Source organism: Nocardioides insulae DSM 17944 (genome assembly GCF_000422825.1).
In the GTDB taxonomy this organism is placed as follows: domain Bacteria; phylum Actinomycetota; class Actinomycetes; order Propionibacteriales; family Nocardioidaceae; genus Nocardioides; species Nocardioides insulae.
Map to the genome: position 1 here is coordinate 108,856 of NZ_AUGU01000015.1, position 14,601 is coordinate 123,456.

11 protein-coding genes and 1 tRNA gene are annotated in these 14,601 nt (G+C 70.8%); 11 read left to right on the top strand and 1 reads right to left on the bottom strand.

The genetic code is table 11. The annotated features are described in order from the left end of the window. Positions 1-18: 18 nt before the first annotated feature. The 8 genes from G515_RS0107235 to betT all read left to right on the top strand — a co-directional run bounded on the left by G515_RS0107235 (position 19) and on the right by betT (position 8,097). A complete protein-coding gene (locus tag G515_RS0107235) occupies positions 19-513 on the top strand; it encodes a MauE/DoxX family redox-associated membrane protein (protein ID WP_028659620.1) in 495 nt (164 codons plus the stop codon). 4 nt (positions 514-517) lie between these two features. Then, positions 518-1,240 carry a DsbA family protein gene (locus G515_RS0107240; RefSeq protein ID WP_028659621.1) on the top strand — a complete coding sequence of 241 codons (723 nt, stop codon included), beginning with the start codon at positions 518-520 and terminating at the stop codon, positions 1,238-1,240. Continuing rightward, positions 1,240-2,256, top strand: coding sequence for an adenosine deaminase (locus tag G515_RS0107245; RefSeq protein ID WP_028659622.1), 1,017 nt, complete (start codon positions 1,240-1,242; stop codon positions 2,254-2,256). The genes G515_RS0107240 and G515_RS0107245 overlap by 1 nt, the downstream gene beginning before the upstream one ends. Positions 2,257-2,273: 17 nt before the next feature. Next, a complete protein-coding gene (locus tag G515_RS23285; protein WP_157571038.1) occupies positions 2,274-2,441 on the top strand; it encodes a hypothetical protein in 168 nt (55 codons plus the stop codon). 46 nt (positions 2,442-2,487) lie between these two features. Further along, a tRNA-Arg gene (locus G515_RS0107255) sits at positions 2,488-2,561 on the top strand. 86 nt (positions 2,562-2,647) lie between these two features. Further along, a complete protein-coding gene (locus G515_RS0107260) occupies positions 2,648-4,162 on the top strand; it encodes an aldehyde dehydrogenase family protein (protein ID WP_245565282.1) in 1,515 nt (504 codons plus the stop codon). Positions 4,163-4,215: 53 nt separating this feature from the next. Continuing rightward, the gene (gene betA / locus G515_RS20015) at positions 4,216-5,940 is read left to right on the top strand and encodes a choline dehydrogenase (protein WP_036554747.1); all 1,725 of its coding nucleotides are present in this window, start codon (positions 4,216-4,218) and stop codon (positions 5,938-5,940) included. A 6-nt stretch (positions 5,941-5,946) separates the two neighbouring features. After that, entirely contained in the window at positions 5,947-8,097 is a 2,151-nt protein-coding gene (betT, locus tag G515_RS20020; RefSeq protein WP_084653256.1) for a choline BCCT transporter BetT, read from the top strand. A 21-nt stretch (positions 8,098-8,118) separates the two neighbouring features. On the opposite strand, the gene G515_RS20025 is transcribed toward betT, so the two are convergent. Next, positions 8,119-9,561 carry an aminopeptidase P family protein gene (locus tag G515_RS20025; RefSeq protein WP_051217983.1) on the bottom strand — a complete coding sequence of 481 codons (1,443 nt, stop codon included), beginning with the start codon at positions 9,559-9,561 and terminating at the stop codon, positions 8,119-8,121. 82 nt (positions 9,562-9,643) lie between these two features. Between G515_RS20025 and G515_RS0107280 the strand changes: the two genes are divergently transcribed. Genes G515_RS0107280 through G515_RS0107290 form a run of 3 tightly spaced genes read left to right on the top strand, consistent with a single transcriptional unit; the run spans position 9,644 to position 14,381 of the window. After that, on the top strand, positions 9,644-10,786 hold the full coding sequence (locus G515_RS0107280) for a PrsW family intramembrane metalloprotease (protein WP_028659624.1): 1,143 nt from the start codon (positions 9,644-9,646) through the stop codon (positions 10,784-10,786). Then, positions 10,783-12,693, top strand: a complete 1,911-nt coding sequence (locus G515_RS23905) for a dynamin family protein (protein WP_281168290.1) — start codon at positions 10,783-10,785, stop codon at positions 12,691-12,693. The genes G515_RS0107280 and G515_RS23905 overlap by 4 nt, the downstream gene beginning before the upstream one ends. A gap of 35 nt (positions 12,694-12,728) precedes the next feature. Beyond that, positions 12,729-14,381 carry a YfjP family GTPase gene (locus tag G515_RS0107290; protein WP_051217984.1) on the top strand — a complete coding sequence of 551 codons (1,653 nt, stop codon included), beginning with the start codon at positions 12,729-12,731 and terminating at the stop codon, positions 14,379-14,381. Positions 14,382-14,601: the final 220 nt, after the last annotated feature.

A 14,601-nucleotide genomic window follows, 5' to 3' on the forward strand; every position in this document is an offset into this window, starting at 1 on the left:
TCCACTAGCGTGATGCTCGTGGATGGATCGGGTCGCAGGGGCGACTATCAGCCCTGGATCGGCCTGGTCGCACGTCTGGTCGTCGGTGTCGTCTGGATCTGGGCCGGCGCCACCAAGGTGACCGAGCCGGTCGCCAGCGTGCAGGCGGTGCGGGCCTATCAGCTCCTGCCCGGCGAGCTGGCCGAGGTGGTGGGTCGGCTGCTGCCGGCGGTCGAGCTGGTCCTCGGTCTCGCGCTCGTGCTCGGCGTCCTCACCCGTCTCTCGGCGGTGCTCTCCGGGCTGCTGTTCGTGGCCTTCATCATCGGGATCGCCTCGGCGTGGGCCCGCGGCCTGGAGATCGACTGCGGGTGTTTCGGCGGCGGCGGTTACGACCCAGACGCCGCGTTCAAGTACCCCTGGGAGATCGCCCGCGACGTCCTCTTCCTCGCCCTGTCCGCCTATCTGGTCGTGTGGCCGCGGTCCAAGTGGGCCCTCGACTCGGTTTTGTTCCGCCGTACCTCCACGGGAGAATGAGCACGTGTCCAAGAAGTCCGACGCCCGGGCCGCCAAGGCCGCAGCCGCGCTCAAGGAGCAGCAGCGGCGCGAGCGCCGCCGTAATCTCAGTGTCGCCGCGATCGTCGTGGTGGTCCTGATCGCGATCATCGGAGCGGTCTACCTCTCGACCTCGATCGGCGGTGACGACGAGGTCGACGCGAAGGCTGCGACCGGGGAGCACGCGCTGGTGATCGGCCCGGAGACCGCGCCGCACACCATGGTCATCTACGAGGACTTCCTGTGCCCCTACTGCGGTGAGTTGGAGCGTTCCTCGCACGAGGAGTTCAGCCAGCTCGCCGAGGACGGCAAGGTCCGGATCGAATACCGGCCCTTCAACCTGCTCACCGACTTCGATTACTCGATGGACGCGCTGGAGGTCTTCGGGGCGGTCATGCTGACCGCCGACGCCGACGTGGCCGCCGCCTTCCACACCCAGCTGTTCGAGGACCAGCCCAGCGAGTCCGCCAGCAGCTTCCCGTCCACCGACGACCTGGTCGATGAGGCCGTCGACGCGGGCGCCGACCGGGACGCCGTCGAGGACGCGCTGGACAGCGACCAGGCGATGGACTGGGCCAAGGCCGCCACCGAGGAGGCCGCCGACGCCGGCGTCCAGGGCACCCCGACCGTGCTTCTCGACGGCGAGCAGTTCACCGACTTCCGCACCATCGACGAGATGGTCACCAACCTGGTCGACGCGGTCAAGTAGTGAGCGGTTCGCTCGCCGACTTCATCGCCGGTCTGCCCAAGGCCGAGCTGCACGTCCACCACGTCGGCTCAGCCTCGCCGTCGATGGTCAGCGAGTTGGCCGCCCGTCACCCTGGCCCGGTGCCGACCGACGTCGATCGGTTGCGCGACTTCTTCGCCTTCCGCGACTTCGACCATTTCATCGAGGTCTACCTCGCGGTCGTCGACCTGATCCGGTCGGCCGAGGACGTTCGCTTCCTCACCTACGAGGTGGGGCGAGCACTCGCGACCGAGGAGGGGGTGCGGTACGCCGAGCTCACCTGCACCCCGCACACCTCCGTGCTCCGCGGCATCCCCATCGAGGCCTACACCGAGGCGATCGAGGACGCACGGGCCGCGGTCGAGCGTGACCACGGCCTGGTCATGCGGTGGATCTATGACATCCCGGGTGAGCTGGGCGTCCCGGCCGCGGACGCGACCCTGACCTACGCGCTCGAGCACCGCCCCGACGGGTTGGTCGCCTTCGGCCTCGGCGGGCCGGAGGTCGGTGTACCCCGGCCGCAGTTCGCCCCGCACTTCACCGCCGCCCGCGACGCCGGCCTGCGCTGCGTTCCGCACGCCGGTGAGACCACCGGTCCGGAGACCGTCTGGGATGCGCTGCACCACCTGCACGCCGACCGGATCGGGCACGGCACCTCCGCCGCTCAGGACCCCGCCCTGCTCGCCCACCTGGCCGAGCACCGGATCCCGCTCGAGGTGTGCCCGTCCTCGAACGTCGCCACCCGCGCGGTCGCCTCCCTGGCCGAGCACCCGCTCGCCGCGTTCCGCGACGCCGGGGTGTTGGTCACGGTCAACTCCGACGATCCGCCGATGTTCGGCACCACCCTGCGCCGCGAGTACGAGATCGCTGCCGACCTGCTCGGACTCGACGAGCAGGGGGTCGCCGACCTCGCCCGCGACGCCGTGCGGGCGTCGTACGCCCCCGAAGAGGTGCGCACCCGCGTCCTCGCCGAGATCGACGAGTACGCCGGCGCCTGAGCCCGACTCAGCGGGCGGTGCGCAACCGGACGACCTTCGACATGGACGCGGCGTACGGCGTCTCCCGGGTGGTCACCACCCGCAGCGGCATCCGGCCGCGCTTCTTCGGCCAGCGGCACCACAGCCTGGAGGTTCGACCGGGTTCGGGCGATCCGGAGGCCGAGACGGGCCACCGGCGGGGGTGAGGCATACTGTCCGCGCGTGCCGCCCGGGCTGGTCGGGTGGTCATGAGCCCCCGTAGCTCAGCTGGATAGAGCAGCGGCCTTCTAATCCGCGGGTCACAGGTTCGAATCCTGTCGGGGGCGCCCCAAAGCCACCCCTCGGTCGGGAGCCCTCGCCCCGTCTGGGGGTTGACGGGCCGTGCGCCGCTCGCTTGTCTGGACGTTGAGACGTGGCCCCCGCCCACCGGGCCACCCGGGGCGGGGAGGCGGTCGGGATGGGGGATCTGTTCATCGCGGGTGCCTGGGTGGGCGCTCGGGCGGGCGGTGTCCGGGAGATCCGGTGTCCTGCCGACGGGTCCCTGGTGACGACCGTCGACGAGGCCGAGGCCGACGACACCGAGGCGGCGATCGCAGCGGCGCGGGAGGCCTTCGACCACGGGCCCTGGCCCCGATTGCCCTTCGCCGAGCGGGCCGCCGTCCTCGACAAGGTTGCCGACCTGCTCGAACGCGACAAGGCGGAGGTCGCGCGGCTCGAGGCCCTCGACACCGGGAAGCGGTACGTCGAGGCGGAGTACGACGTCGACGACGTGGTCTCGGTGTTCCGGCACTACGCGACGCTCTCCGAGGAGCCGCGCCGGGTCGAGGTCGGCCAGGAGAACGTCGACTCGGTGGTCGTGCGCGAGCCGGTCGGGGTCTGCGCACTGATCACCCCCTGGAACTACCCGCTGCTCCAGACCTCGTGGAAGGTCGCTCCCGCGCTGCTCGCGGGATGCACGTTCGTGCTCAAGCCCAGCGAGATCACCCCTAGCTCGGCGATCCACCTGATGCGGATCCTGGAGGAGCTCGAGCTCCCGGCCGGTGTGGGCAACCTGGTGCTCGGCGCCGGGCCGAGCGCCGGTGGCCCGCTCTCGATCGACCCTCGGGTCGACCTGGTCTCCTTCACCGGCGGCATCGGCACCGGCAAGCAACTGATGCGCAACGCCGCCGAGACGGTCAAGAAGGTCGCCCTGGAGCTAGGCGGCAAGAACCCCAACATCGTCTTCGAGGACGCCCACTTCGACACGGCGCTCGACTTCGCGCTCACTGCGGTCTTCCTGCACTCCGGCCAGGTCTGCTCGGCGGGCGCCCGGCTGCTGGTGCAGGAGAGCCTGCACGACAGGTTCGTCGACGCCCTGGTCGAGCGGGCGAGCACGATCCGCCTCGGTGGCCCCTTCGACGAATCCGCCGAGACCGGCCCGCTGACCAGTGCGGCCCATCGGGACAAGGTCGAGGCGTACGTCGCGGCGGGGCTCGCCGAGGGCGCCGTCCTCCGTCTCGGCGGGGCTCGGCCCGAGGATCCCGCGCTGGCCGACGGCTTCTACTACCTGCCCACCGTCCTGGACCGTTGCGACACCTCGATGTCGGTGACCAAGGAGGAGTCGTTCGGGCCGGTGCTGACGGTGGAGACCTTCGTCGAGGAAGCCGACGCGATCAGGATCGCCAACGACTCGATCTACGGCCTCGCCGGGGGAGTCTGGACCACCGATCCGGACAAGGCCCGCCGGGTCGCGGCCGCACTGCGGATGGGCACGGTGTGGATCAACGACTACCACCCGTACGTCGCCCAGGCCGAGTGGGGCGGCTACAAGCAGTCCGGCATCGGGAGGGAACTCGGTGCCGTCGGTCTGGAGGAGTACCTCGAGACCAAGCACATCTGGACCAACACCGCGCCGGAGCCGCAGCACTGGTTCGCACCGGGCGACTGATCCGGCGTCGCGCCGGCCGCTCACCACCACCGACTCCTCGAGAGGACCAGAGCATGGGCCAGCGGTTCGACTACGTGATCGTGGGCGGCGGGTCCGCCGGAAGCGTGCTCGCCAACCGGCTGAGCGCGGACCCGGGCACCAGTGTGCTCGTCCTGGAGGCGGGGCACAGCGACTACCGGATCGACCCCTTCATCCACATGCCGGCGGCGCTGCCGTTCCCGATCGGCAGCCGGTTCTACGACTGGGGTTACGAGACCGACCCCGAGCCGCACATGGGCGATCGGAGGATCTACCACGCCCGAGGCAAGGTCCTGGGTGGATCGAGTTCGATCAACGGCATGATCTTCCAGCGGGGCAACCCGATGGACTACGAGCGCTGGGCGTCCGACCCGGGCATGGAGAGTTGGGACTACCTGCACTGCCTGCCGTACTTCAAGCGGATGGAGAGCCGCTTCCTGGCCGACGGTACGTCGGGTGCCGACCGCTGGCGTGGCGGCAGCGGCCCACTGCACCTCGAGCAGGGACCGGCGGTGAACCCACTCTTCCGTGCCTTCTTCGAGGCGGCCGAGCAGGCCGGCTTCCCGCGGACCGACGACGTCAACGGCTACCGCCAGGAGGGGTTCGCCCCCTTCGATCGCAACGTCAACAACGGCCGGCGCTGGTCGGCGGCCAGGGCCTACCTGCATCCGGTGAAGTACCGGAAGAACCTCCGCGTGGAGACCTTCGCCTTCGTCACCAGGATCCGGTTCGATCGACGCGGGGAGACCCCGCGCGCGGTGGGGCTCGACTACGTCCGCGGCCTCGGCCGGGCCAGTCGGCCGAAGGGGGTCGAGGCCGGCGAGGTGATCCTTTGCGGGGGAGCGATCAACACCCCCCAGTTGCTCCAGCTCAGCGGGGTCGGCGACCAGCACCTGCTGGGGGCGTACGACGTACCCGTCGTGACGCACCTGCCGGGAGTCGGCGAGAACCTCCAGGACCATCTCGAGGTCTACATCCAGTACGCCTGCAAGGAGCCGGTCTCGATCGCTCCCGGCCTGGCCTGGCACCGGCGTCCGCAGATCGCCTGGCAGTGGCTCTTCGGGCACAGGGGGCTGGGCGCGTCCAACCACTTCGAGGGCGGCGGCTTCGCCCGCTCCAACGAGGAGGTGGACTGGCCCAACCTGATGTTCCACTTCCTGCCCATCGCGATCCGCTACGACGGCAGCTCCTCGATCGAGGGGCACGGCTACCAGGTGCACATCGGTCCGATGTACGCCGACACCCGGGGCCACGTCCGGATCAGGAGCACCGATCCGCGGGTGCACCCCTCGATGCTGTTCAACTACCTCTCGACGCCCAACGACCGGCGTGAATGGGTGGAGGCGGTCCGGACGGCCCGGTCGATCCTCAACCAGCCGGCGTTCGACCCGTTCAACGACGGCGAGATCTCACCCGGCCCTTCGGTCGAGAGCGAGGACGAGATCCTGGACTGGGTCGCACGGGATGCCGAGACCGCCCTGCACCCCTCCTGCACGGCCGCGATGGGCACCGGCGAGCTGGCGGTCACCGATCCGACCACGATGAAGGTGCACGGGACCGAGGGGCTGCGCGTCGTCGACGCCGGCGTCTTCCCCTACGTCACCAATGGCAACATCTACGCCCCCGTGATGATGGTGGCCGAGAAGGCGGCCGATCTGATCGCCGGCAACACCCCCCTCGCCGCGGTGGAGGTGCCCTACTACCGGCACCGGAGCGGTCTGCCGCTCTACCCGCCGGGCGACCCGCGCAACCAGGAGTGAGCCGCGATGAGCCAGCATTCCTCCGATCCGTTCCGGACCCCACTGGGAGCCCCGCCCGAGGGTCACGTCTCCGCAGATGCCAGGGCCGTCCTCAACGTCCCGGTCTTCGTCGGAGCGGCCGCGCTGGTGGCGGTCGTGGCCGTCGTGAGCCTGATCGCGCCCGATTGGGCCTACGACCTCACCTCGACGGTGGTCACCTGGATCTCCAGCTACTTCGGCTGGTGGTACTTCGCGCTGGCCGCCGTCCTGATCGTCTTCGTCGTCGTGGTCTGCCTCTCCAAGTACGGCAGGTACCGCCTGGGTCCTGAGGAGTCCCGGCCCGAGTTCAACCTGTTCACCTGGACCGCCATGCTCTTCGCGGCCGGCATCGGGGCCGACGTGATGTTCTACTCCGTCGCCGAGCCGGTCGCCCAGTACCTCCACCCGCCCGACGCCCAGGGCGGGAACCCCGAGGCCGCCCGCGAGGCGGTCACCTGGACGCTGTTCCACTACGGCATCTCCGGTTGGGCGATGTACGCCGTTCTCGGCATGGCGCTGGGCTACTTCGCCTTCCGGCACGGGCTGCCGCTCTCGATCCGCTCCGCGCTCTACCCGATCTTCGGGCGGCGGATCCACGGCGCCGTGGGGGACGCCGTGGACCTGGCCGCGGTCATCGGCACGATCTTCGGCATCGCCACCTCGCTGGGGATCAGCATCGCCCTGCTGAACGTCGGGTTGAACGTGATGTTCGACATCCCGGTCGGCAGAGGGGCGCAGGTCGGGCTGATCGTCGCGGCCGTCGTCCTGGGCACGGCCTCGGCGGTCTCGGGGGTGGACAAGGGCATCCGTCGGCTCTCCGAGTTGAACGTCCTGCTCTCGGTCGCGCTGATGCTGTTCATCCTCTTCGCCGACAACACCTCGTTCCTGCTCAACTCACTGGTGATGAACCTCGGCGACTATGCCAGCCGGTTGCCGGGGATGAGCCTTGACACGATGGCCTATCTCGACGCCGAGGGAGCCACCGTGTCGGGCGACCCAGCGACCACGGTGACCGCCTGGAAGGGCCTGTGGACCCTGTTCTTCTGGGCGTGGTGGGTGGCCTGGTCGCCCTTCGTCGGTCTCTTCCTGGCCCGGATCTCGCGCGGCCGGACCATCCGGCAGTTCCTGGTCGGGGTGATGATGATCCCCTTCGGGTTCATCCTGCTGTGGGTCTCCATCTTCGGCAACAGCGCGATCCGCGAGATCCGGGGTGGCAACGCCGAGTTCGGTGAACTCACCTACGGTGACGGTGCGGTCGGCTTCTACACGTTCCTGGATCAGTACTCCGGAGCCGGCCTGATCATCGCGGTGGCCACGCTCACCGGCTTCTTGTACTACGTCACCTCGGCGGACTCGGGGGCGCTGGTGATGGGCAACTTCACCTCCCGACTGCCCCACCCGATGGCCGACTGCACCATTCCCGTGCGGATCTTCTGGTCCCTCGCCATCGGCGTCCTCACCCTGGCCATGCTCGTGGCCGGCGGGGAGAACTGGCTCACCCAACTCACCAACATCACCGTGATCATGGGGTTGCCCTTCTCCTTTGTGCTCGCCCTGGTCGCGATCGGCCTGTACCGAGCTCTCCGACTCGAAGGGCTCAAGACCGAGAGCCTTCGGGTCTCGCTGCCGGGCCAGATCTCGGTGGCCAGGGCCCACGCGGTGGACGGCACGCACTTGTCCGCGGCCCAACGACTGCGGCGTACCTTCACCTATCCGAGCCAACGCGACACCGAGCGCTTCCTGGTACAGGTCGCCCGCCCCGCCCTGGAGCAGGTCGCCGCGGAGTTCGACCAGCACGGGCTGGAGGCCACGGTGGTCGAGTGCGAGCCGGCCACCTCGGCGGGCTCGGTACTGCCGGGGCTCCAGCTGACCGTGGCCCTGGGGGAGGAACCCGCGTTCATCTACCACCTGGCGCCGATCCCCGCCCGGGCACCGACCTTCGCGAAGGGGCGGGTCAGCACCGAGCGCTACTACCGCACCGAGGTCTACCTGGCAGAGGGCACCCAGGGGTACAGCGTCAACGGCTACTCCCGCGACCAGGTGGCCGGCGACGTGCTGGACCAGTACGAGCGGCACATGAGCTACCTGCACCTGGTGCATGAGTCGGACACCGGGCGGGCCGAGCCGACGGAGACCTGAACCCGGGCCCCTCCGGCGGGGTCAGAGATACTGCCCCATCCACTCCTCGACGTCGGCGGAGGTGCGGGGGAGCGAGTCGGAGAGGTTCTTCGGGCCGTCGGCCGTGACCAGGATGTCGTCCTCGATCCGGATGCCGATCCCGCGCAGTTCCTCGGGCACCAGCAGGTCGTCCTCCTGGAAGTAGAGGCCGGGCTCCACGGTGAGGACCATCCCCTCGGCCAGGGTGCCGTGCGAGTACGACTCGGGGGCAGCGTTGCCGCAGTCGTGGACGTCCATGCCGAGCATGTGGCTCACGCCGTGCAGGGTCCAGCGCGAGTAGACCTTGCTGCTCTCCTCGAGCGCCTCCTCGGCGGAGACGGGCAGCAGACCCATGTCCTCCAGCCCGTGCGCCAACACGGTGACCGCGGCGTTGTGGCCGGCCCGGAACGGCTCGCCGGGACGGATCGCGGCGATGCCCGCCTCCTGGGCGCGGAAGACCAGGTCGTACAGGTCGCGCTGGAGCGGGGTGAAGGTGCCGTCGACGGGCAGGGTGCGGGTGACATCGGCGGTGTAGAGGTTGTGCCCCTCCACCCCCATGTCGAGCAGCACGAGCTCGCCGGGGGTGATCGGGCCGCTGTTCTCGATCCAGTGCAGCGTGGTGGCGTGCTTGCCCCCGCCCACGATCGAGTCGTAGCCGATGTCGTTGCCCATCGCCCGGGCTCGGCGGAAGAAGGTGCCCTCGATCCAGCGCTCGCCGAACTCCAGCACCTGCTTCCACTCCCGCACCGAGTCGGTGAAGCCGAGCGTGGTGATGTCGCAGGCCTCCTGGAGCTGGGCCAGCTCCCACTCGTCCTTGATCAGCCGCATCTCCGAGGCCACCCGGGCGAGCTCGCCGTCCTGGCCCTCGTCGCCCGCGACGAGGCCGTCGACGTACGCCGAGACACCACGGTGCACCCGGGTCTTCGTGCCCGAGGTGAGGGCGGAGGCGAGGTCGTCGACGTGCCGCACCTCCAGGCCGAGTGAGTCGCTCATCTCCTTGGCCGAGGGCCGCCGGCCGGCCCACAGCTCGCCGTACTGCCGGTCACGGAAGAACTCGTCGCTCTCGCGGCTGGAGCGTGGCCGGGCGAAGAGCACCGAGGAGCCGTCGGGCTCGATCACCAGCGTGGCGTCGGAGGTGAGGTTGCCGGTGAAGTAGGTGTGCGCCGTGTCGGGCCGGAAGCGGTAGTCGGTGTCGTTGGACCGCACCTTGTAGGTGCCGGCCGGGAGCACCAGGCGCTCGCCCGGGAACGCCTCGGCGAGCCTGGCCCGCCGGGCCGCGGCGTACGTCGTGATCGGGTGGGGCGGGAGGTCGAGTTCGCGCTCGCCCCAGCCCTGCCGCATGAACTCCGACCAGGCCTCGGACACGGTCGGGTCGTGCGACTCGGTGTGCTCCTGCTGGGCGGCGTCGGAGGTGCTGGACGGGTCGGGCTTCTCGGAGGCGCTCACCCGAGCCACTGTACGCGCGCGCGATCCGCGCGCGTACCTCACGAAGAAGGAACCGGGCGCACCGGCCGATAGGCTGAGCGGCATGGGGGTCAGCCGGTCGCGCAGCAATCTGGCGTTCACCGTGACGGTGGCCGTCATCGTGGGCGTGTGTGCGCTCCCGGTGCTGCTGATGCTGGTCGTGGGCGCGGCCCTGGCCCCGCTGGCGGCGATGCTCGCCGTGGTGGCCGCGCTGGTCCCGGTGGTCCCACTGGTCGCCTGCTTCCTGTGGCTGGATCGCTACGAACCCGAGCCCCGCGGGCTGCTCGGCCTCGCCCTCGCCTGGGGTGCCGTGGTCGCGGTGGTCGCGACCTTCCTGGTGCACGGCATCGGGGGTCTGGTCTTCGACGTCTCCGAGGCGCACTCGCTGGCGCTGTGGGCTCCGATCGTCGAGGAGGCCGCCAAGGGGGCGTTCCTGTTCCTGCTGCTGTGGTGGCGGCGTGACACCCTGGACGGCATCCTCGACGGCATCGTGTACGCCGGCATGCTCGGGATCGGCTTCGCCTTCACCGAGAACATCCTCTACCTCGCGACCGCCTACGCAGAGAGCGAGTCGTCGGGGATGAGCCCGGTCGGAGGGCTGACCGCCACCTTCGTGGTGCGTTGCCTGTTCAGCCCGTTCGCCCATCCCTTCTTCACCGCCTTCATCGGCATCGGCATCGGCATCGCCGTGATGTCGCGGCAGCGCTGGGTGCGCTGGCTGGCCCCGCTCGGCGGGTACGCCCTCGCCGTGATCGCCCACGCCGCCTGGAACTCCTCGACCCTGATCGGCGCGGGCAGCGGGGTGCCCGGCTTCCTCGTGGTCTACGCCGTGCTGATGCTGCCGGCCTTCTGCGGGATGACCGGATTGGCCGTCTGGACCCGGATCAGCGAGCGTCGGCTGCTGGCGGCGTCCTTGCACGACGCGGCCCGGCGCGGACTCGTCCCGAGCACCGACATCGGCTGGATGGTCGACCTCCGGGCCCGCAGGTACGCCCGGCGCTATGCCCGCCAGCGGGGCGGGCCGGGCGCCGAGCGGGCGATGCGCGACTACCAGCAGACCGTCATCGAGCTCGGCTACCTGCACCACCGCTACCTCCGCGGCACCCCGCCACCCGACTTCGCGGTCCGCGGTGGGGAATACATTGCCAGGATCGGGGCGGTGCGTCCGCTCCTCGCCTTCCCGGGACAGGTGGTACCCATCAGATGACGCCGCGTTCCGACCCCGGCCACCCTCAGCATCCACGTCCGTCCACCACCAAGGAGCCCACCCTGGAGCCCACCGAGCCGCAGACGCCGGAGCAGACCAGGACGCCGGCGCGGCCGGCCGCCTCGCACCGGCCGCACCCGCACGAGCAGTCCGACGGTGACACCACCCGGATGGTCACCGCGCTGGTGCGGATGAGGCAGGCCCTGCAGCAGGTCTCCCTCCCGCTCGACCTGCCCGGATCCGACCGGCAGCGGCAGTCGCTGAGCGAGCTGGTCGCCCAGCTCGAGGACTACGTCATCCCGCGGATGATGACCCTCGACGCCCCCCTCCTCGCCGTGGTCGGCGGGTCCACGGGCGCGGGCAAGTCGACGCTGGTCAACTCGCTGGTGGGACGTAAGGTCACCACGCCCGGACTGCTGCGCCCCACCACCCGGTCGCCGGTCCTGGTGCACCATCCGGACGAGGCCGGCTGGTTCGGACAGGACCGCCTGCTGCCCGACCTCGAGCGGGTCACCCACGCCACCAACGACCCCGACGCGCTCCAACTGGTCGCCGATCCGGGGATGCCGGCAGGCCTGGCGATCCTCGACGCGCCCGACGTCGACTCGGTCGAGGAGCGCAACCGGGTGCTCGCCGCCCAACTGCTCGCAGCCGCTGACCTGTGGATCTTCGTCACCTCAGCGGCACGGTACGCCGACCAGGTGCCTTGGGGCTTCCTCAAGCAGGCGGCCGAACGCACCACGGCAGTGGCCGTCGTACTCGACCGCACCCCCGAGGACGCCGTGGGGACGGTGGCCACCCACCTGGCCCGGATGCTCGCCTCGCGCGGGCTCAAGGACAGCCCGCTGTTCATCGTCCGCGAAGGGGCAGTGAGCGAGGACGGTCTGCTCCCGTCCGACCACGTCGCCGAGGTGCGCGGCTGGCTGGACATGCTCGCCGAGGACTCCGGTGCCCGACAGGCGGTGGTGCAGCAGACCCTCGAGGGCACCGTCCGGTCGGTGACCCAGCGCACCCACCCGCTCGTGGAGGCCGAACTCGACCAGCGAGAGGCCGCCCGGCAGCTGAAGGCCGACGCGGTGGACGCGTACGCCACCTCCACCGACCGGCTCGTCGAAGCCACCTCCGACGGCACCCTGCTGCGCGGTGAGGTGCTGGCCAGGTGGCAGGAGTTCGTCGGCACGGGGGAGCTCCTGCGCTCGCTGGAGACCAAGGTCGGCTGGCTGCGGGACAAGGTGGTCAACACCTTCAAGGGCAAACCACAGCAGGCCGAACGCGCCCAGATCGCGGTCGAGTCCGGACTGGAGCTTCTCGTCCTCGAGCACGCCGAGGCCGCCGCCGAGCGGGCCGAGGCCGCCTGGCAGCAGCTCGCCGCCGGGCGCGGCCTGCTGCAGGGGAGCTCCCAGGACCTCGGCCGGGCCTCCCGGGACCTGCGCCGGCGGGCCGAACGCGCCGTCCGCGACTGGCAGGCCGGCGTCTTGGAGATGGTCAGGTCCGAGGGCCAGGACAAGCGCTCCACGGCCCGCTTCCTGGCGGCCGGGGTGAACGGGCTCGCGGTGGCGCTCATGGTCGTGGTGTTCTCCTCGACCGGGGGCGTGACCGGCACCGAGGTCGGGATCGCCGGCGGCTCCGCCGTACTCGGCCAGAAGCTGCTCGAAGCGGTCTTCGGCGACCAGGCGGTGCGCCGTCTGCAGGAGCGCGCCCGTGCGGACCTCGAGGATCGGATCCGGGCGCTGCTCGACGCCGAACTGTCGCGCTACACCGAACTGGTCGACGACCTCGGGTTCGTGGAGGGCGCCGCCACCCGCCTGCGTGATGCGGCGCGGCGGGTCGACGACGCTCGGTTCGAGGCCCGGCGCCATGACGGAGGCAGTCATCTCGATCCGGGTGCTGGCGCCTCAGCACACTAGACTGAAGTGACGACTTCTCACGACACAGGGAGACCATGACCTCGTTGCTTCAGGGCGCCAAGAACCTGGTCACCAGGGGCACCGACATCGGCGACCGGATCGACGGACTGGCCACTGCGACGCAGGCGGCCCAGGGCCGCCTCGACGACGAGCTGGTCGAGTCGGCCCGAGCGGTGGCGGAGCGGGCCGGCAGCCGACTGCGACTCTCCGCCGACCACACCGTCGTCGGCATCGCCGGGGCCACGGGTTCGGGCAAGTCGTCCACCTTCAACGCGTTGACCGGCCTGGAGCTGTCCGCCGTCGGTGTCCGCCGGCCCACGACCTCGTGGGCGACGGCGTGCGTCTGGGGCTCCGCCGGGGCGAGCGAGCTGCTCGAGTGGCTCGGCATCCCGGAGCGCCACCAGACCACCCGCGACTCGATGCTCGACACCCGACGGGAGAGCAACGAGCTTGACGGCGTCGTGCTGCTGGACCTGCCCGACCACGACTCCACCGAGGTCTCCCACCACCTCGAGGTCGACCGGCTGGTCGACCTCGCCGACATGCTGGTGTGGGTCCTCGACCCGCAGAAGTACGCCGATGCCGCCATCCACGACCGCTACCTCGAGCCGCTGCGCACCCATGCCGAGGTGATGGTCGTGGTGCTCAACCACATCGACACCGTGCCGGCCGACCGGCGCGAGGCGATGGTGGGCGACGTCCGGCGGTTGCTCGACCAGGACGGCCTCGCCCAGGTGCCCGTGATCGCGGTGAGCGCGCGGGAGAAGTGGGGGATCGCCGAGCTGAAGCAGGAGATCGCCCGCCGGGTCGAGAAGAAGAAGGCCACCCGGGCCCGGCTCGAAGCCGACGTCAAGGCCGCCGCGGCCAGGATCAGCGAGGCATCGGGCACGGGCTCGAACGGTCGACTGGCCCCCGAGCGGATCGAGGCGATGGACGACGCGATCGCCGAGGCGGCCGGCGTGCCGACCGTGGTCGACGCGGTCGAGCGTGCCACCCGCGTCCGTGCCCACCGGGCCACCGGCTGGCCGTTGGTCTCCTGGGTGTCCCGGTTCCGGCCGGACCCCCTCAAACGTCTCCACCTCGACCTGGGTGCCGCCGGCAAGGAACTGGCCGGCACGCCCCGCACGTCCGTGCCCGAGGCGACCGCCGTCCAGCGGGCCCGGGTCGACACCGAGGTCCGCGCGCTGGCCGAGGACGCCGGCGCCGGACTCGGCGCCCCCTGGCAGGAGTCCATCCGTCGCGCCTCCGTCACCCGGATCGACGATCTCGGCGACCGGCTCGACGCCGCCCTCGGCTCCACAGACCTCGGCGTCGAGCGGCTGCCCATGTGGGCCCACCTGGTGCGGGTGCTGCAGTGGCTGCTGATCCTGGTCGCCGTCGGCGGACTGGTCTGGTCGGTGGCCGCCCTCCTCTCGGGCAGCCTGGGCGACGGCGACCGCACGCCGCAGATCGGCGGCATCGCCGTACCCCTGATCCTGCTGGGCGGCGGCGTGCTGCTGGGCATCGTGCTGGCCCTGGGATGTCGATTGTTGGTGGCCGGCACCGCCCGCTCCCGTGCGGCTCGCGCGGATGCGCGGCTGCGGGCCAGGGTGCACGACGTCTCCCAGGAGCTGGTGATCACGCCCGTGCAGGAGGAGCTCGCGGCCTACGCCGAGGTTCGGCGAGGCCTCGACGCGGCGCTGGCCTGACCGCTGGCCGGGCACGACCGCTCGCTGGGTCGGACTGTTGGCGCCCTGAGCGCTGGCTGGGCCCCACCGCTCGTCGGGCCGGCTGTCGGCGCGGCCTGAGCGCTGGCTGGGTCCGACCGGGCTGAAGGGTCGACCGCGTCCGACCGGCTGAACGGCCGACAGGGTCCGGCTCGGGCAGCGCCCCACGCGGGCCGGTCGGCACCCACAATGGCTCCGTCGA

Bases quoted from the DNA above. Each gene is read 5' to 3' on its own strand.
- G515_RS0107280 (WP_028659624.1), top strand. From the start codon at position 9,644: ATGGGGGTCAGCCGGTCGCGCAGCAATCTGGCGTTCACCGTGACGGTG.
- G515_RS0107290 (WP_051217984.1), top strand. From the start codon at position 12,729: ATGACCTCGTTGCTTCAGGGCGCCAAGAACCTGGTCACCAGGGGCACC.
- G515_RS23905 (WP_281168290.1), top strand. From the start codon at position 10,783: ATGACGCCGCGTTCCGACCCCGGCCACCCTCAGCATCCACGTCCGTCC.
- betA (WP_036554747.1), top strand. From the start codon at position 4,216: ATGGGCCAGCGGTTCGACTACGTGATCGTGGGCGGCGGGTCCGCCGGA.
- betT (WP_084653256.1), top strand. From the start codon at position 5,947: ATGAGCCAGCATTCCTCCGATCCGTTCCGGACCCCACTGGGAGCCCCG.